This is a genomic window from Rhizobium hidalgonense (assembly GCF_002914525.1).
In the GTDB taxonomy this organism is placed as follows: domain Bacteria; phylum Pseudomonadota; class Alphaproteobacteria; order Rhizobiales; family Rhizobiaceae; genus Rhizobium; species Rhizobium hidalgonense.
Window position 1 is genome coordinate 61,834 of the sequence record NZ_LODW01000058.1, and the last position, 18,263, is coordinate 80,096.

16 protein-coding genes and 2 pseudogenes are annotated in these 18,263 nt (G+C 57.9%); 6 read left to right on the plus strand and 12 right to left on the minus strand.

The annotated features are described in order from the left end of the window. Positions 1 to 14: 14 nt before the first annotated feature. Complete coding sequence (locus tag ATY29_RS17315) at positions 15 to 779, plus strand: FadR/GntR family transcriptional regulator (RefSeq protein ID WP_097537042.1); 765 nt, start codon at positions 15 to 17, stop codon at positions 777 to 779. A gap of 58 nt (positions 780 to 837) precedes the next feature. Here ATY29_RS17315 and ATY29_RS17320 read toward each other — a convergent pair. The 3 genes and pseudogenes from ATY29_RS17320 to ATY29_RS17330 form a co-directional block, all read right to left on the minus strand. Then, positions 838 to 1,344 (minus strand): annotated as a pseudogene (locus ATY29_RS17320) (DUF4142 domain-containing protein). Further along, positions 1,341 to 1,793, minus strand: a complete 453-nt coding sequence (locus ATY29_RS17325) for a DUF421 domain-containing protein (RefSeq protein WP_003571761.1) — start codon at positions 1,791 to 1,793, stop codon at positions 1,341 to 1,343. The pseudogene ATY29_RS17320 and the gene ATY29_RS17325 overlap by 4 nt, the downstream one beginning before the upstream one ends. A gap of 10 nt (positions 1,794 to 1,803) precedes the next feature. Further along, a complete protein-coding gene (locus ATY29_RS17330) occupies positions 1,804 to 3,033 on the minus strand; it encodes a protein-L-isoaspartate(D-aspartate) O-methyltransferase (RefSeq protein ID WP_097537043.1) in 1,230 nt (409 codons plus the stop codon). Positions 3,034 to 3,214: 181 nt separating this feature from the next. Between ATY29_RS17330 and ATY29_RS17335 the strand changes: the two genes are divergently transcribed. Continuing rightward, the gene (locus ATY29_RS17335; protein WP_097537044.1) at positions 3,215 to 3,460 is read left to right on the plus strand and encodes a hypothetical protein; all 246 of its coding nucleotides are present in this window, start codon (positions 3,215 to 3,217) and stop codon (positions 3,458 to 3,460) included. A gap of 52 nt (positions 3,461 to 3,512) precedes the next feature. Continuing rightward, entirely contained in the window at positions 3,513 to 3,779 is a 267-nt protein-coding gene (locus ATY29_RS17340; protein WP_097537045.1) for a hypothetical protein, read from the plus strand. Positions 3,780 to 4,068: 289 nt separating this feature from the next. Here ATY29_RS17340 and ATY29_RS17345 read toward each other — a convergent pair whose 3' ends face one another. Beyond that, complete coding sequence (locus ATY29_RS17345) at positions 4,069 to 4,308, minus strand: hypothetical protein (RefSeq protein WP_097537056.1); 240 nt, start codon at positions 4,306 to 4,308, stop codon at positions 4,069 to 4,071. 243 nt (positions 4,309 to 4,551) lie between these two features. Between ATY29_RS17345 and ATY29_RS17350 the strand changes: the two genes are divergently transcribed. Beyond that, the gene (locus tag ATY29_RS17350; protein WP_097537046.1) at positions 4,552 to 4,818 is read left to right on the plus strand and encodes a DUF2277 domain-containing protein; all 267 of its coding nucleotides are present in this window, start codon (positions 4,552 to 4,554) and stop codon (positions 4,816 to 4,818) included. Positions 4,819 to 5,025: 207 nt separating this feature from the next. Here the strand turns inward: ATY29_RS17350 and ATY29_RS37740 are convergent. The 8 genes and pseudogenes from ATY29_RS37740 to ATY29_RS17390 form a co-directional block, all read right to left on the minus strand. Then, a pseudogene (locus ATY29_RS37740) lies at positions 5,026 to 5,158 on the minus strand (mechanosensitive ion channel family protein); the annotation flags it as partial. A 113-nt stretch (positions 5,159 to 5,271) separates the two neighbouring features. Beyond that, the gene (locus ATY29_RS17360) at positions 5,272 to 5,772 is read right to left on the minus strand and encodes a cupin (protein WP_097537057.1); all 501 of its coding nucleotides are present in this window, start codon (positions 5,770 to 5,772) and stop codon (positions 5,272 to 5,274) included. A 329-nt stretch (positions 5,773 to 6,101) separates the two neighbouring features. After that, positions 6,102 to 7,193, minus strand: a complete 1,092-nt coding sequence (gene fcl, locus ATY29_RS17365) for a GDP-L-fucose synthase (RefSeq protein WP_097537047.1) — start codon at positions 7,191 to 7,193, stop codon at positions 6,102 to 6,104. Beyond that, entirely contained in the window at positions 7,186 to 8,289 is a 1,104-nt protein-coding gene (gene gmd, locus ATY29_RS17370) for a GDP-mannose 4,6-dehydratase (protein WP_097537048.1), read from the minus strand. The genes fcl and gmd overlap by 8 nt, the downstream gene beginning before the upstream one ends. A 9-nt stretch (positions 8,290 to 8,298) precedes the next feature. After that, positions 8,299 to 10,587 carry a GumC family protein gene (locus tag ATY29_RS17375; RefSeq protein WP_097537049.1) on the minus strand — a complete coding sequence of 763 codons (2,289 nt, stop codon included), beginning with the start codon at positions 10,585 to 10,587 and terminating at the stop codon, positions 8,299 to 8,301. Then, positions 10,584 to 11,726 carry a glycosyltransferase family 4 protein gene (locus tag ATY29_RS17380; protein ID WP_097537050.1) on the minus strand — a complete coding sequence of 381 codons (1,143 nt, stop codon included), beginning with the start codon at positions 11,724 to 11,726 and terminating at the stop codon, positions 10,584 to 10,586. The genes ATY29_RS17375 and ATY29_RS17380 overlap by 4 nt, the downstream gene beginning before the upstream one ends. Next, the gene (locus tag ATY29_RS17385; RefSeq protein ID WP_097537051.1) at positions 11,720 to 12,820 is read right to left on the minus strand and encodes a glycosyltransferase family 4 protein; all 1,101 of its coding nucleotides are present in this window, start codon (positions 12,818 to 12,820) and stop codon (positions 11,720 to 11,722) included. The genes ATY29_RS17380 and ATY29_RS17385 overlap by 7 nt, the downstream gene beginning before the upstream one ends. After that, a complete protein-coding gene (locus tag ATY29_RS17390; RefSeq protein ID WP_097537052.1) occupies positions 12,817 to 13,767 on the minus strand; it encodes a glycosyltransferase family 2 protein in 951 nt (316 codons plus the stop codon). The genes ATY29_RS17385 and ATY29_RS17390 overlap by 4 nt, the downstream gene beginning before the upstream one ends. Positions 13,768 to 14,388: 621 nt before the next feature. On the opposite strand from ATY29_RS17390, the gene ATY29_RS17400 reads away from it, so the two are divergent. Both ATY29_RS17400 and ATY29_RS17405 read left to right on the plus strand, forming a co-directional pair. Beyond that, a complete protein-coding gene (locus tag ATY29_RS17400; RefSeq protein WP_097537058.1) occupies positions 14,389 to 15,708 on the plus strand; it encodes an O-antigen ligase family protein in 1,320 nt (439 codons plus the stop codon). Beyond that, positions 15,705 to 17,831 (plus strand): right-handed parallel beta-helix repeat-containing protein, encoded by a 2,127-nt coding sequence (locus tag ATY29_RS17405; RefSeq protein ID WP_097537054.1) that lies wholly within the window; start codon positions 15,705 to 15,707, stop codon positions 17,829 to 17,831. The genes ATY29_RS17400 and ATY29_RS17405 overlap by 4 nt, the downstream gene beginning before the upstream one ends. Positions 17,832 to 18,263: the final 432 nt, after the last annotated feature.

An 18,263-nucleotide genomic window follows, 5' to 3' on the forward strand; every position in this document is an offset into this window, starting at 1 on the left:
CCGGGGAGAATGACGTGGTTGAAGTGAATGGCGATTCTTTGAACGCGGATGCCGGCCCGCCGGGCAAGCCCGAACGCGGCAAAGCCGTCAAGCTGGTCGACCGCGTCTTCGACCACTTGCTCGAGCGTATCCGCGGCGGGAACTATCCGCCGGATTCGCGCCTGCCCGGCGAACATGAACTTGCCTCGATGCTAGGTGTTTCCAGGCCGATCATCCGCGACGCGCTCGCCCGCCTGCGCGATCGGGGCATGGTCTATGCCCGCCAAGGCGCCGGCACCTTCGTCAGCGCCCATGGATCGCCGACGACGCAGCTTGCCTATTCGCCTGTTAAGACCATCGCCGACATTCAGCGCTGCTACGAATTCCGCCTGACGATCGAGCCGGCCGCCGCCTATTTTGCCGCCAAGCGGCGCAACGAGCAGGCGATCCAGAAGATTGCCAGCGCCCTTGCCGATCTGCGCGAGGCGACCAGCCATCAGCTTCACCGCACAGATGCCGATTTCATCTTCCACCGCGCGGTGACGGAGGCTGCCAACAACCATTATTACACCGCTTCGATCGATGCGCTGAAAGCCCATATCGCCGTCGGCATGCATCTCCACGGCCTCTCCCTGCTCGGCCCGCGCCAGGGGCTGGAACAGGTCTACGAAGAGCATAACGCCATCTACAAGGCGATCGCGGACGGGCGGGCCGACGACGCGCAAAGGCTGATGAAGGCGCATCTCGAAGGCTCCCGCGACCGTCTGTTCGAGGGCAGGGCACTCGACCTGTCCTTCTGAGGCAGATCGGCCGCCCGGATCGTCGGGATACCCGAGACGTTGCCTCCGCCTTCCCAGCTTATTTGTTGAGTTCTTTGGCCATCTCGAGGTGATGTTCCAGAGCAAGTCGCCATAGCGCTTGAACAGATCGATCGCGTCTTCGTGGGCAGGTCCTGGTCTGAGTGATATTGCTTGTTGAAGTCGTCCCCCTGCAGGCCGTTCAGCTTGTCGAGCATGCTCTGCTGATCGGACGTCATAGCGCTCGGAAGCGTGGCTTTGACCTTGCCGCCGAAACCAGTGCCTCGAGTTCGTCGGTGGTCTTCTGGTGGTCGGTGACCATTTGCTGGGCGAACGCCTTGGTCGCATCGTCGCCGCGCTCGACGGCAAGCTTGCTGGAGGCAATTTCAAACATATCGCTGGTGGCTGCCTCCTTGACGAAATCCTCGGTTTTTCGCGGGACGCCGATCAGAGAATTGACACCGGTCTTTTCGGCCGCGGATTGTGCAAAGGCCGGGACGCCAAACGCGAGGGCGAGCGAGGCGATAACGAGGCGTGGACAGGCTGAGGGTTCCCCTTTTTGTTTCAGCCGGATGTCTGCTTCTTGATGATGCTGATGTTGCCGCTCACTTCGAGGATGGCAAATTTTATCTCTGTCACGCTCTCGATGCCCTCCTGGCTTCGAGCCGCTTGCATGACATCTTCCTTCTGCAGGCGGGCTCCTTTGAGCGCGCCTTCGTCGTAGACGCCATCAGTCACCAGGATGGTCGGAACCCCATCGATAATATGAGCAGCGCGAGGCCACCACCTCTTCACGTAGGAGAGGCCGATGTCGGTGGTAAACAGCGTCAGGATCAAGATAACGGCGTTGGTAATCGAGAAGTCGTCGCCCAGCATCGCCTGCTGCGTTGTTTCGGAGATAACCAGCACGATGACCAGGTCGAATGGCGTCATCTGGGCCAATGTCCGTCGCCCCGACAAGCGGATGATCACGAGCAGCGTGAAATAAATTGCCAGTCCGCGGAATACTGCATCCACCGTGCCGCCCTCATGGAAAGATGAAAGTGGATTGGCTACGGACCTCTCCACCCAGGCCGATGGAGGCGCGACGAGCGCCGGCGAGTTGCGTTTGCAGACGGAACACGATCTGCGTCGGCCCCGTCGGATCGGCCGGGAACACGTAGCCTATCCGGCCCTCGCGCGCGAAGGTCGCCTTCTGGGGCGGATCGATGCCCTGAACCGAGAAAGTTTGAAGAAAGGCGGCATCGACTGTGAAGACCCTGTCTTCGGATGACGCCGTGAAGTTCACCGTCATATCCTCGGGAGCATTCCACCGGGAGATGATGGGAAAGTCCACGGACCCATCCGATAACAGCAATGTTTGCCGTGAAAACGGGCCGCCTCTTCCAAGTAAACCCAGCAAGCAGGTCGCCAGAAGAAGGGTGAACATAATCCAGGAAAGACGTTGAACCGCCCAGAACCGTTGCTGGAACTCGGTATGATCGAGCACGCCTTCGGGCAGCGCAGGCAATTTGTCTGTTGTTTCCATGCCCTTTTCCTGTGCATTTGGCAGAGAAGCTGGGCCGGACGCAAAAGTTCCAGGCGATGGCGTCGTCGCCGTGTACATCGGATGTGCGGCAGTCCAGGCGTCTTCACCGATCAGGGGAACGAAGACCACCCCGCCGAGATCGTCTTCCTCGAACGCGGCGGGGCCGGTGCGCATGACGCGTTTCAGGCGCTGCTCTTGACTGCGGCCGACCGGAATGATGAGCCGCCCTCCAATGTCCAGCTGCTCCTTCAAGGCGGAGGGCACCTCGGGTGCTGCCGCAGAAACGACAATGGCGTCGAATGGGGCGGCTTCCGGCCAGCCCTTGCTGCCGTCGCCCACACGAACATCAATATTGTGATATCCGAGCGTCTCGAACCGTTCCCTGGCCTGAAGCGCCAGCCTTTCATGGCGCTCGATGGAATAGATCTGCCTTGCGATCCGGCTCATCAAGGCTGAAGCGTAGCCTGACCCCGTTCCGACCTCGAGCACTTTGTCGCCGGCTTTCAGATCGGCCTTTTCGAGCATCAGAGCCACAATGAACGGCTGCGAAATCGTCTGGCCCTCACCGATCGACAGCGGCGCGTCGTCATAGGCGTATTCCTCGAAGCCCGGCGCGACGAATTTTTCGCGAGGCACCGTGCGCATCGCCTTGATGACGCTTCGATCGCCAATGCCCCGGCGCGTCAGCTGATGCTCCACCATGCGATCTCGGATGCGTGTCATATCCATGGATCGGCTCCACTGTCGCCGGTTGCACCTTGGGGCGAGCTTCTGGGCCGGGCAGAAGAATGCAAAGCAACGGAGGGTCCGTCAATTCCACGCGTTGCTCGGTCCATGTGGGGAACTTAGTGTGAAGAGCGAAGTTCGACAGGCATATGCAAACGGGAAATACCGTTCCCATGAGGTGTCAGTGTCCACGAACCCACTCACTACCGAACCGGTCGAAGACCTTGCCTCACGCCTTGAGGCGATGACTGACGACGAAGTGTTTGCGACCATGAGCGAGCTGGAAAGAGCAAGCGAAGCTGCTGGAGACGACGCGGCAGAAGAGATCTTTCCCCGGATTGCTTTGACCGAAAGTGAGATCGAGCGGCGCTATCCCGGCGAACTGCTCGCGCCCTATCGCAACTGGAAGCAACGACAACCGCTGCTGTGACGATGTCGCTGCAGACGACCTTCCGCCGATACAAACAAAGATGGAGGTTTCAATGAGCAGCTCCGAGACGACGACGGATCATAAGGTGATCCAGAAATGGGCGGAAAAAAGGGACGGTAAGCCGGCGGTGATCCGCGCCGGCGGTAAAGGCGGCGGCGTGCTGCGCATCGATTTCGGTGAAAAGGAAGAGGAATTCGACGAGATCGGCTGGGACGAATTCTTCAGGATCTTCGACGAGAACAAGCTGGCTTTCCTTTACCAGGACAAGACCAAGGACGGGAAGACGAGCCGTTTCAATAAATTCGTGGAGCGCAGTTAACGCGCCGAACGCGGCTGTAGCGATCCAATCACCGCGAGGGTCGCCTCTCAGTCCATTATTGCGCCATAGCCGGTCTGTGCGCGTCGCCGGCATCATCCTTCTCTGTCGAGCCAATCACCGCCCATGAATCGAGCAGGATGGCTCCGAATAATGGCGTGGCGCCCGTCAGGGCTTTTCACAATGTTTCGCCTCGTCAGTCGTCCGTCAACCTCGGTTTTAAGAAATGTTCCGTCGCTCAGCGACACCGGCACGTCGAAGGAGTATCGCCCGATGTACGGCGTCGAAGAACTTAAGCTTCCACCTCGCCGTAAAGCTGGCCGCACATCGTCAGCGATCGGCGCATCGCAGCCACGCGGTCTTCGGCATCTTTGGAAGAATAGGCCCAGATCTCGGTCGCCCAGCTCTTGCCGTCCATATCATACTGCAGGGCAAACCTGTAGAGCCGGCGGTCATCGACGTCCGTGGCCACGAAGCCGGCATCAGGATCGTCCCGACTGTTTCTGGCTCTGCTGAAACTGAGAACATTCACAACATGCTCCTTCGCCACACATGGTACGGTTCCCGGAATGAGGCGCCGCTTTCCAAGTGCCTAACCAAGTCGTCTGGATTTCGTTCCCTCTCGAAGTCGCACGGGACCGAGTTTCCGGCCGTACCGATACAGATGGCGGGACCGAGCCGAAACGGTCCATTTGTAAATCACGCTCACGCGACTACTTTATGTGAAGTCATTCCTCCTCTCGGTAGGAGAGAGGAGACGAACGGGGAGCAAGTCATGTGCAGAAATATCAAACCCCTTTTCAATTTTGATCCGCCAGCGACGGGCGAGGAGATTCATGACGCCGCGCTTCAATTCGTGCGCAAGTTGAGCGGAACCACTAAGCCGTCGAAACGCAATGAGGCAGCGTTTGAGCAGGCGGTTATGTCAATCGCCAAATGCGCCCAAGAGCTGCTCGGTTCGCTTGAGACCTCCCAACCTCCTCGTGATCGAGAGGAAGTTGCCGCAAAGGCGCGCGCGAGAACAGCGATCCGCTTCGCGTAAAAGAGCTCCCGCTTGCCTTGCCTCATAACCCGAGCAGATGCCGGCTGCTTGCGCTTCGACATCCTTCGGATCCAAGGTTGGTAACGGTCCACCGTTTTGAGTATTGAACGAGAGCTCGATCTAAAGCTCGATGCGCACAAAGCGCCCGCGCTTAGGTTCCCGAGTTCCCGTAGCGTTGACGGCTGACGATGATGGAGCCAAACGCGGTTAGTCCTCGCGCAATTGCTTGATCTCAACAGGCGTCTTCATGATGATTTCCGTGCGGGAACGGTATGGACACGCCTGCTTGCTTGAACGCGTCCCCAAGCGCCATCAGCACCTTGCCCCTGACATTCGTCAGTTGCTGGCACTCTATAGAGGTCGAAACGGGTAACCGCCGTCCGAGGTCTCTGATACGCTGCACTGCGAGGTCAGTGGTCGGGTCTATCGAACGCAGCCGCGAAATCGGTCCGGTTACGCAAATGACGACCGCCATTTCTCGGTAAGTAATCCCGACGGACCCTGAACGGGATCGCTGTGGGGTAGGGGCACAGACGAGATTTTCGCCAGCATTTCGCTCGAAGCAGCCGAAGTCTGGATGTCGGCATGCTGCCCTTTAGGATAAGCACCAACCACCTGGAAGTCCGAGGTGCAACCGAGATTCTGGTGCCCCGTCCCGGCCGGAAGCACCAAACAGTCTCCCGCCGCCACCTTCAGTGCTTGACCGCTGGGACCGCCGATCAGCAGGGTGGCGCTACCAACAGCAATCCCAAGCACCTCATGGGCGCCGGAATGGTAGTGCTGATAATCGAAGACACCGTTTATCCAGATGCCTGTCCAACCATTGGCTGCGAAGCGACTCTTGAAATCAGCTGCTCCACCATCGGCAGAAAGTCCCCTGTAAAGCAACACAGGAAGACGCTGATTGTTCGGAACCCAGTCACTTGGCTCGAAAATTATCGCCTCGGCGTTCATGTTGAATCCTAAGGTCGCCATCGATTGCCGCGGTGCGACGGCCGCAGAGCGTTCAAGTCATTCATACAGGTTTCAACACACTCTTGCACGGAAGGCATCTGTGCTGGCGCTTCAAAAAGCTGAACCCTAGTCCCCGGGCCATTCGACGTGGACTATCTGTGCAATAGAGCGACAAGCGATATCGGTATCTCGACTGCGGAAAAATCCATTGCCGCACCGATAATCACCGCCCACACCACGATCAGGAAAATGAGCGCCGCAATCCTGATTTCGACTGGCCCCACTATCTGCTCCATCCCAACATATGCGTCCCCCCGGACAAACTGTTTTTATCCCTCGCCCAAATTCGCCATGCGCGAGGGATGATGCGCGACTGTCGGGAGCGTCGGCGCGGACAGCGTCGATGTCTTGGCTCTCTCAAAGCTGATGTCGCTTTGACCGGTCAAGTCGCCGGATATCGCCCTGTTGCTGCGTTCGAGATAATGCCCATCAAGGAAGGATCGGTAGGCGCCTGCGATACCTTCCTTCAGGCCTATCCTGGGAGACCAACCGAGCGTGCGAAGCTTGTCGACACTCAAGAGCTTGCGCGGGGTGCCGTCTGGCTTGGTGGGGTCGTGCGTGATCTTGCCTTCGAAACCCACGACCTTGGAAACGAGGTGTGCCAATTCGAGGATGGCGATGTCTTCGCCGGAACCGATGTTCACATGACTTTCGGCGGAATAGGTCTTCATGAGATGGAGGCAGGCGTCGGCGCAATCGTCGACATGAAGGAATTCGCGCCGCGGCGTGCCGGTACCCCAGATACATATCTCTCGCTGCCGATTGATCTTCGCCTCATGCGCCTTGCGGATGAGCGCCGGCATGACGTGGCTCGAGTCGAGGTCGAAATTGTCGCCTGGACCATAGAGGTTGGTCGGCATGGCCGAGATGAAATCCTTGCCGTGCTGTTTGCGATAGGCAGCGCAGAGCTTTAAGCCGGCGATCTTGGCGATCGCATACCATTCATTCGTCGGCTCAAGCGATCCAGTCAGAAGTGCGTCCTCGACGATCGGCTGATCGGCGAATTTCGGATAGATGCAGGACGAGCCGAGAAACATCAGCTTTTCGACGTCAGCTTTATGGGCGGCGTGGATGACATTGGCTTGAAGAACCAAATTGTCGTAGAGGAAGTCGGCCGGATAGGTAGCGTTGGCGAGAATGCCGCCGACCCTCGCAGCCGCCAGGAAGACAGCATCGGGACGATACTTGCTCATCCAGGCTTCCACCTTCTCCTGACGTCTGAGATCGACCTCGGCGCGGGGGGCGGTCAAAATCTCGCAGCCCTCCGAAGCGAGACGCCGCACGATCGCAGAACCCACCATGCCGCGGTGGCCCGCGACATAGACCCTTTTTCCGGCAAGGCTGTAGATCACCTCAGGCATAAGCAAAACCCTTGGTGACACCGACCGATGGAACATTTCGTGCCATGACTTTCAGATCCTCGCGAACCATCTCGGCCACCAGCTGATCAAGATTGGTCTCATGTTTCCAGCCAAGCTTCGTGTGCGCCTTCGTCGGATCGCCGATCAGAAGATCGACTTCAGTCGGACGGAAGTAAGCCGGATCGATCTCCACCACACATCGGCCGGATGTCTTGTCGTACCCCTTTTCCTCGACCCCCTGGCCACGCCAATCGATCGGCATGCCCACCTTGGCAAAGGCCTTGTCGACAAAGGAACGAACCGAATGCGTTTCGCCGGTCGCAAGCACATAATCCTCCGGTTCGTCTTGTTGCAGCATCAGCCACATGCCGCGGACATATTCGCGTGCATGTCCCCAGTCGCGCTTGGCATCCAGATTACCGAGATAGAGCCTTTCCTGCAGTCCAAGATGGATAGCCGCCGCCGCCCGGGTGATCTTGCGGGTCACGAACGTTTCGCCTCGGATCGGGCTTTCATGATTGAACAAGATGCCGTTCGAAGCGTGCATGCCATATGCCTCGCGATAATTGACCACGATCCAATAGGCATAGAGCTTGGCCGCCGCATAGGGTGACCGAGGGTAGAACGGCGTCGTTTCGCTCTGCGGAACTTCCTGGACTTTGCCATAGAGTTCCGAGGTGGACGCTTGGTAGAAGCGGGTCTTCTTCGTCAGCCCCAGGAGGCGAATGGCTTCAAGCAGCCGAAGGGTGCCGGTGCCATCGGCGTTCGCCGTATATTCCGGGGTCTCGAAAGAGACTTGAACGTGGCTTTGTGCGGCGAGATTATAGATCTCGTCCGGTTGCGTTTCCTGAACGACGCGGATGAGGTTAGTTGAATCCGTCATGTCCCCGAAATGCAGGATAAAGCGCGGATTCTCGATGTGAGGATCCTCGTAGAGATGCTCGATGCGGCTGGTGTTGAAGGACGACGAACGCCGCTTGAGGCCGTGAACAATATAGCCTTTCTCCAAGAGCAATTCGGCCAGATACGCACCGTCCTGACCTGTTATGCCCGTAATCAGCGCAACTTTTCGGTTCTCTCTCATTCCCGTATCCATGATTGCCCTCTAACTCGAATACCAATGCAGAAAGTGATGCTTCATGGTTCGGACAATCTCAAGAATTGAGCGATTACCATTAAGCGTGTTGTATTCAGGCTTTTGATCGTAGTATTTCATCAGAGATTTCGAAAAAAGCTCCGAGTCGCTGAAGTTATACAATGCGTGAGTTTTGGGATTTACGTTGTTGATCGCGACAAGGATTTCCGAGTTTCGCGAGCTTTTCATTTGCTGGAGGCCGAATTCGAACGCGCGGAGGCTCGTCCTTCCCCATCTGACAACTGCCAGTGTCCTTTCCGTCAGGGCAGTCAAATGCACAGTATCTGTCGAGACGAGCACAGGCGCGCTATCGAAGATGACAATATGGCCGGCCGCGCCTGCCATCTCGATGATTTCTGCCATGCCGTTAGAACGGGTGCGCCGCTGGAGACGGGATTTGCCCGATGGAATGAAGTGGATACCGCTTGGATGGCGGTAGACGATGTCGCGGATATCCGCCTGCCCGTTCAGGAAATCGCTCAATCCGTGCGTTAGTTCCGACCGGAAAAACGAATCGAGCTTACCCCGGCGAAAATCGGCGTCAACCAGGAGCACCGGAATTGCTGCTGCGGCAAGCTCAATAGCCAGCGATCTCGCGACAAGTGACTTTCCATCTCCGCTGTGAGCCGACGTAACGACGATACTGTTCGGCAACTTGCCGCCACTGGACTGTTTGAGTGAAAGTACCACGGTACGAATTGCTTCGTCGAACATCGGGACCGGCATATGTTCGAACATCGTTTTCGAATTTTCCCTCCGCGCCAGACGCGGGATGAGTCCAGCCGGTATCGTGCGTGGTATTCGAGCGATTTGGTCGAAACTCCGGACGGTCCGGTCCCACATTTCGATCACGAAAGCAGCCGTTATGGCGGCCGAGATTGCAGCCAGGAGAGAGCCCACCAGATAGAAAAGCCGTCCACGTCCCTGTGATACCAGCGGCACTGCAGCCGGTGAGAAAACCTCCAATTCCGCCCCCGGCAGCTTGGCCTTGGCGGCAAGGTCACGGCGCTGGTCCTCAAGCTTGTCGAGTTCCGCTTGCTCCTTTTCGGCAATACGCTGCAGGCGCGTCAGTTCCGTCTGCGCCAGGGCATCGCGTGTGCGTTTCTCCTGAGCGACAGCCAAGATGGATTGCACTGCGTTGGCTTCATGATCGAGCGCGACGAGCTTGGCGCGCATTGTTTGGAGATATTGCTTGTTCGCAAGGTCGAGATCGATACGGGATTGTTGGATCTTCTCGCGTAAATCCACCACGGCCTCGGCATTGCCGTCATATGTCTGAAGAAGACGGGCGAGATCTTGCTCCTGTGCGTGGAGATCGCGCTGCTTGGTGGCAATACTGTCTGGCAAGACTATATTCTGCACTGCGACCGAAGCGTTATCCGTCGCTGCCAGCATGGATATCGTCGCCTTTACCTCCATCCGGCTTTCCTCGATTTTCCCTTGGCGGCCAGTGACTTCCAGGAGCGTTTTTATACGTTCATCTTGAGCGTCCTCTTTCGAGACGATGTCCATCGATTCTTGGTAGTTGCGGGCAGCGTCGCGAGCAGTATCCGAGCGAACCTGCTGTTCGGTGATGCGCTGTCGGATCCATTCTGCCGCTGCATCGAGGCGGCCACGGACGCTGTCCTTCCGCTCATCGAGGTAAATGCTGACGACCCGGTTCGGAACTGCGGCTGCGAGTTCAGCATCAGTCGCAGTGAAGCTGATCTGGATAACCTCACTCTTATCTTCATGCCAGACGCCGAGCGCTTGATAAAATACCGGGATGGTAGCTTCGATGCCGTCTCCCCCCGGCAAAACGGATTTTTTCGTGTCGAACAAGCCGCGCAACTTTGCCCTGATTCTCTCAATGAACGAGATTTTCCGCAGCGCCGGATTGAATTCCGGCAGCGCGTTAAGTCGCATTTCGCGGACGACTCGCTCTGCGATGCTTCTGGAAAGAAGCCGCTCAGTCTCCGACTTCACGTCAAGCAGATCACCACGGCTGGTATCGTCCGCACCAAGTGCGGTCGCGAGAGGCTGGTGGACAATCAATCGGGCCCAGGCCTGATAGGTGGGCTTCAACCCTGAGATCATATTCGCCGCGGGCACCATCAGCAGCACGGTTATCGCAATGATCATGATCATTCTTCGCCGGATGAGACCGATGGCAGATGCCAAATCGAAGCGGTCCGCCTTGGTCTCTACCTGATAGCGAGGATCATAGCGCATCGGCGAGATCGGAAGGTTGCGGTCCGGCGGAAGAGTAGAAATCGTCATCGTGCGCCAACCATGGCTTGAGGTTTCGCGGAAACGGTTTCGTAAAGTTTCTCGAGCGACCGCATATAAGCCCTCATGCTGAAATGGTTGAGATAATGCGCGCGCCCCTGGACGGCGAGGCGGATGCAGATTTCTGGATCCGACACCAGCTTCGCCAGGGCTGCGGCCAGGACATTCGGATCTCCGACGGGCACGAATATCCCAGTCTCACCGTCGGTAATGACTTCGTCATGTGCCCCAACACGCGTGGTAACGACCGCGAGCCCGTGGGACAGCCCTTCGAGCACCGCCATTGCCAGACCTTCCGCGTGCGAAGGCAAGACCAGGATATCTGCACGCGCACACAGGGCTCGCGCCTCAGCGGCGTCGAGCCAGCCGGGCATCTCTACCAGATTGGAAAGCGCCATGGCGTCAGCCTGACGGCGATAATCCTCGACCGGTCCGTCGCCTGCCAATACAGCCCGCCACTGGTGGTCTTTCATGACGGGGTGGCTGAGGGCCAACAGAAGGTCCGTGACACCCTTGCGTTCGCTCAACCGGCCAAGGAATACGATCAATGGTGTCTGGCCGACGCGAATATCGTGCGCCCCAGGATCGGGGACGCAATTATGGGCCACGAGCGTGCGAGCCTCGTCAACGCCAAGAAGTGCCGTCAGCGTCATGCGGTCGCGCTGGCCCAGGGCCACAACGCAATCGGCGTTCTGAAACATCCGACGAATAAGTCGCTTTTGACGGGGCGAGCGTTGCGCAAAGTCGCCGGCGTAATCGTAGTCGTGTAAGTGCAATATGTGGCAGCACCCGAACAAGCGGGCAGCCTCCGTCAGGATCAGTTTTCGCGACGTGCTGCCGCGGCCGGCGATATGGATATGGTGAATGCGCTCGGGTGCAACAATCCGATCCTTCGCCATCGTCAGGATGGCGCCGAGCAGGCGGGCGGGCGACGTCAGCCTGGACCATCGAGCCCCTCTGGTATCGGTGACGAAATGTTTTGTGCCGGTCTCTTTCGCTGTCTCCGTTATATAGCCGACCAGCCTGCCAATGCCGCCGCCGTTCTCGCAGCCGCCAGGAACATAATGGCGGACGCTAGCCGCGGTCCGTGCACCCATTCGATTTGTTTCCGTGAGGGCCTCCGTCAGCATGATCCGACCACCTCCCGATAGACCGCCGCAGCCTGGGCGCCGACCCGTTCAGGCGAATTCGGTCCTATGGCCCATTTGAGCGCCCTGTCTCCGTAGCGATTTCTAAGCACGCCGTTGTCCGCTAACGTCCTGATCGCGGCCGCAAGCTCCGTGGCATCACCTGGAGGGACCACCAATCCCAACCCGTTGGGCTCAACGGTGCTCCGCAACTCGCCGACATCCGTAACGATGATTGGTTTGCCAAACGCGGCGGCAAGGTTGAGCACTCCGCTTTGCGATGCTTCCGTGTAGGGAAGCACGACGATGTCGGTGTCCAGGAAAAGCTGGGCGACCTCTGCATCTTCGATAAAGCGATTGCGAATATCGTAGCGGCCGGGATCGCCCATAAGCGGCTGGAATATCGCCGGATCGTCGCCACGGCCTGCGACCGTGATGCGCAGGTTGGGAAGAACATCCTTGAGCATCGCCTCGGCCCTGACCAGATGTTCCAGGCCCTTATAGGCAAAAATCCGTCCGAAGAGCAGGACGCGCGTAGTTCCATGGGCATCGCGAGGCGCCATCTTCTGTCGCCGGGCGAGTTCCGCATAACGAAGGATGGAAGGATGCGACAGGACATGGACGTGATCGGCGGGTTTCGCGTATCGATCGAGAATCAGCTGCTTCAGTCCCTCGCCGTGGACGACAAGATGTCCGGATTGCTTCACCATCAATTCGGGAGCCCAGACGGGCAGCGTACGCGTATCGGAATCGCCGGGATGGATTTCCACATCATGAACGGTTGTCACGAGCGGGATCGGGCGCCAGAAGGGCACGGCGAGGTTCAGCCAAAGTGTAGAATTGCTGAGGAGGTGAATGAGATTCGGCTGCTCCCGCCGGATCAGACGCGTAAGCTGGTACAGAAACCAGGGATTGGAGAGAGAACGGTGTCTCGGCCAGTCCAGAAGGTGCAGGTCGACAGCCGGATCGATGGAAGAGGCGAGATGCGCGTAGCGCCGGCGCGGCACGGCAAGCACAACGTCCAAGTGTTGTGCAACGCCGCTGGCGAAGGAGATGGTATAGTCTTCCAATTCGGAAACCAACAGCAGCGCCTTCATTTCGATGCCTCCGACAAGCGGGCGTCGAGGGCGAGCCGTGTCAGGCCGCGCGCCGCACGCAAACTATCGCGCGTCCGGCGGAGCAGGTTCGGTTCGCCGGCGAAGAACAGGCCTTCAACGGCGAGCTTGAGCCGGCTGCGTGCATCGGCTCCCTGCAGCTTTGCCGACGCAATGCGATAGGGATAGTGATCCGTCAGGCGGAGTCTTGCCGGCAGTTCATGGGCTGAGAGAAACTGGTTCGTTGCTTCAACGGTATGCTGCCAGTGCGTCATCCGCCTCCTGAGCGTGGCGGCATCCTCGGTCGGGCGATACCAGTTGTTGTTGTGGATGCGATAGAATCCAAGCGGATCCGGCATGGCAATGACGTCCCCCAGAAACGGATAAATCCCCACGAGCCAGGCGTCGGCCGATATGCGGAACTGTTCGGGAATGCGGCCCGCAGCATCCCATGCGCTACGTCGCACCGCGACGGCCGATGTCATCGGAAAAGGCCACCAACCGGCCGATCTGGTCAGCAGCGGCGACAAAGCGCCCGAACACAGGCTTCGGGGGATCGGCTTGGACGTCGGCGTGCCATCGACAAGCGTCGGCTGCAGTCGGTGATAGACGAGCGATGCTTGAGGGTTTGCGCGGAATGCTGCAGAGGTCGCCGACAGCTTGCCCGGCGCCCACCAGTCGTCGGCATCCAGAAAACAGAGGATCTCGCCCTTGCTTGATCCCACAGCGGTATTGATCGCAGCGGCCTGTCCTGCATTCTCCTGAAAGATCACCTTCACGCGGCCGTCATACGCCTCCAGAACAGACCGCGATTGGTCGGTAGAGCCGTCATCGACGACGATGATCTCGACGTTGCGTGCGTCTTGGCTCAGAACGCTGTCTATCGCCCGCCCAACGAAGCGAGCGTAGTTGTAATTATTGATGAGGACACTGAGGGCTGGCCGCTGCATGACGCGCTCTTAGGCGGGTTGCCGCGATGCACTGTGCAGCGCAAAGTTGCTTAAGAGCTCGATCTTTACGCAGCCTTCGCGGTTTGCAGCGCCGGTGATGGCGATATCCAAAATACCTCGGCCGGACAGCATATCGCGCGGAGACGATGAGATCGCCGCTGACGATGCCACAGCGAGGTGAGCGCCCGTTGTGTTGCACAGAGAACTAGGATTATGACGCAGAAACATAGAAATCCTAACCTTCCAGGCTTCGACTGCAGAGATAGCCTCTGTCAGAATTGTTGCCCCATTCCAGTGGAACCGCGGTTTACCCACCACGCATCACAAGACATTCATCGGCACGGTAGCGGTGAACGGACACGCGCAACATCTGCTCTTAAGGGCAATTGGCGGAGATGAAGACCCGTCTTTTGGGTAAATACCGGCTTATAGTTTAGGCGCAACATCGTCTTTGGGTGGAGCCAGGGTGCATTGGGCTTAGCCCGCACCTCCCTAGGAGAGGTTGACTGAGGATGTGGCTGAATGATTGCTTGAGAGTATCGCAGCCGGAAAGGCCGACACTTGTTTTTGATGTGCCGCGATCAACGGTCGCTTGTCTGTTCAATTCAGTCGGGACGGATAATGAGAGTAGATAGCCTCACAAGTGCCAGCGGACCAACCATCAGTTGGCGGGCTATAGAATGCTGGGGTGCCGGGATATCCCTTTTTGTTCAGGCAGGCGCCGTTCTGCCTCTTTTCCTTGCAGATGCCGACGGGGCGCTCAGCGATTCTGCCAGATCCATACTGCGCGTTCCTTGCTTTCCGGTATATTTATTTACAATTGTTATTCTAGTACGACATTTTCCGCAGTTTATACTGGCAATAAAGCGAAATTTTATTGTTCCCCTGATCGTCGCCGCACCATTTCTGTCTACGCTGTGGTCAATAGATCCGACAACGAGCTTGCGGCGCGCAATCGGCCTTTTGTTTTGCCTGCTTCTTTCCTATGTTCTGGCGATACGTTTCACGCCTAGGCAGCTGTTGTTCCTGTTATTTGCAACTCTGGGCACCTGTATTGTTTTCAGTGTAGTTATCTCCGTGGTGTCGCCAAGCCTCGCCACGATGCCGGATGGTGCTATGCGGGGCGTCTTCATTCACAAGAACGTCCTGGGCTGGTACGCGTCTCTGACGATCTTGGTGGCGACGGCCGTGCTGATCGACGGGACGCTCGGCCTGCGGCGCACCGCCTTCACCTTGTTGGCCGCGGCTCTCATCTGCCTTGCAAGCTCCGGGTCGATGACCGCGATCATTGCAACGTCAGTGGCCTATTGCCTGATCGGCTTTTATACCCTCTTGCAAAGAAGCAGCAGCATCGGCCGCGTCGTCATCGTCCTGCTTTTCATTCAGCTGTCTCTCGGCATTTTGATATCGCTTCACGAATTCCTGGTCCCGGCTCTTGAAGCGCTCGGCAAGGACGCGACTTTGACGGGTCGGGTGCCATTGTGGGAGCTGGTTGACCGCAAAATATCCGATCGATGGATGCTTGGTTATGGCTACCAGGCTTTCTGGACAGTCACGAACCCCGAAGCGACGCACATCTGGTTGATGCTCGGATGGGCGGCGCCCCACGCGCATAATGGATACCGCGATATCTTGTTGAGCTTTGGGGTCATGGGAATGGTTCCGTTTAGTCTGATGCTTCCCCAGGCGATCCGCCAGGGCGCAAGCCTCCAATGTCATGATCCGCAGTACGGGTGGCTCTGGCTCAATGTCCTGACGATCATGATTCTGGTGATGAATCTGACCGAGAGTATTTTTTTCGTTCAGAATGACGCTATCTTCATCTTGTTTGCCGCAGCCATCATCATGTTTTCGCTGTACGCGCCCGTCGTTTCGATGAAGCGTTCGCCACCTTTGCAGGCGCCGTCGCATGACCTTACGAGCGGGTTGCAGATATCATGAGACGGCGTTTTGGACTGATCCTGAGCATTCTGCCTGTCATGCTCTTTCCGCAATTCAGCAATCCGGCTCCCGTTGAGACAGAGATAGAAGCGCCAGAGCGCCTGCAGACGCTCGTCAGGGAGGCGACTTGCGCGGAAGCTTCCGCGACCTTGCCAGCCCAGTTGAATGGGACTTCTTTAAGCGGGGTATTGAGCGGCAGCAGCGGGGGGCGGACGATATTTTACGTTTCTCCGGATGGCAAAGACACGTGGAGTGGCCTCCATCCCACAGCAAATCAGCAGGCCGGCGACGGCCCTTTCGCCAGCATTGAAAGAGCGCGTGATGCTGCCCGTGCGAAGGGCGGCACCAACACGATCGCGCTGAGTAAAGGTGATTACTACCTTACTCAGCCGATCGTCTTTGACGGCCGCGATACGGGCTTAATCCTCACGGCAAGATGCAATGACACGCCGATTTTGCATGGGGGGCCGCGCGTGGGCAACTGGGCTCAGCAGGCCGATGGCCGCTGGACGGCGCCGCTGAAATTGCCGCCAGCTGAAGGGCTCGGAGACCTTTTCGTCAATGGTATACGCCAAACCAGGGCTCGATTTCCCAACGCTCCCGCTGATGGCGATCCCCGCAAGGGATGGTTGTTTGCCGCCAAGTGCGAGCCTGCTATCGACATGTGGGAAGGTAACACGCGCTTTTGTTTCCATGCCGGCGATCTGCCGGCAGTGGGTGATACAAGCGGACTGATCGTGAACATTGTTGGAGGGTATCAACCCGGCAGCCAGTGGGGCAATGATACCCTCCCAGTTGTATCAATTGATGACGCCGGCCGGACGGTCCATACCAAAGGCACAGGCTATTTCTTTACCGCAGAAGGCAGCCGCTATTTCCTTGCCGGGGCCGAGGCCTTGCTAGATGCTCCGGGAGAGTGGTGGTACGACCTTGCCGCAGGCCAGCTTCACTATATCCCCGTCGATCCGTCGTTGCCTAATTCCGTTATCATTGCTGGCATTCTGCCGACATTCTTCAAGCTGGATGGGGCCAGTGGAATGGTCGTATCTGGGCTCGAGTTTAGAGATGGCGCTCCTCAAGGCAGCGGCAAGTTTTATACGGAAACCAGAGGATTTGGCGCCATACGGATCGAACACGCTGACGGCGTCAAGATTGTCGGCAACAGAATCGAAAATGTCGGCGTCGGGGTCCATGTGACGGAAAGCAAAGATGCGCTGATCGCCGGCAATGTGATTTCGGAAGTGGCTGGCAACGGGATTTACGTGGGCACGAATTATGGCACGTTCGGCAAGTCGAACGGCGCCAGGATTCTTGCAAACCATATCCACGACATCGGAAAAGTTTACATAGAAACCGCCGGAATATGGTTCCAAGCGGCCGACAATGTCAGGATTGCCGACAATCTGATCGAAAACACGGCGCAATTCGGAATCGCCGGCGGTTCGATATGGGGTTCCAATGACGCCGTCTATAACGCCGTCATCGAGCACAACGTGATCCATAACGCCAATCAGCAGACGGCGGATGGCGGCGCCATCAAGATGATGGGCGAGCAGGCCGACCCTCTGAACAGCACCATCCGCTCCAATTTGGTGACCGGGACCGGTCATCTGATGAACAGGACCGATGGGACGTTCTGGCCTCCCGGATATGAGAATACCAGCGAATGGCCGTCCCCGATCAGCTGGGCGATCTATACGGATGGGAAGGCGAGCGGGGTGCGTATCGAGGGAAATACGCTCTCGGGCAATGTCGCGGCGATCGGTATCAACGGCGGTTGGAGCAACCTGGTGACGGGAAACGTCATCACCCACGGGTCAGGTGCGGCTTTTCGTGTTGATGACGGCACCGGCAGGGGGTGGCGTCCGTCATGGGCACGCCCCAACCGCATCGAGGAGAATGTTGTGTCGGTTGACAGTGACAGCGGCGTTGTCGCCCATGTCAACGCTCCCGGCCACGGGCCCGGATACGTGCAGTTCGCGCGCAACCGCTACAGCGGTAACTTAAACGACAAGAGCTTCCGAATATATCCGGAGATCATGCATTCGGGAGGGTTTGGCAGTCTAGGGGATTTTCAGAAGGCTGGGGCGGACAACGGAAGCGTAGTCGTGCCGTCCGAGTGACAAAAGGCGCCGCACGAGCGGTGTTATGCGGCGATAAAGTCCGCAGCCATGGCGTTCGTAACACCCTTCAATCATGGCTGCACGCGCTGCTGGGGAGCCGAAGGCGGAAACGGTGATGGAGATGAGCCTGGCTCCCGCTTTCAAAGCGAAATTTCAATCCCTGCCCAGCTCGCATCCTGCGCAAGGGTAAAGCAGGCTTCCCGATAATGGCGGGCAACTTTACTGGTTGCGACTTATCTCAGCACCTCTGCACTGAGTGTTCAGGGAACTTCAGGATGGCGAGCGGCAGCCTCGCTCGGCATCGGATTGGGTCCTTTTTGTTGAAGGACTAGCCGCACGCCTTCTGCCTGCTCAAGAGGGGACCTTAGAGCCTGACTCGAAAAGGTTTCAATGATATCCGTACCTTGCCAAGCGTCGTGTCAGGACCCGGAT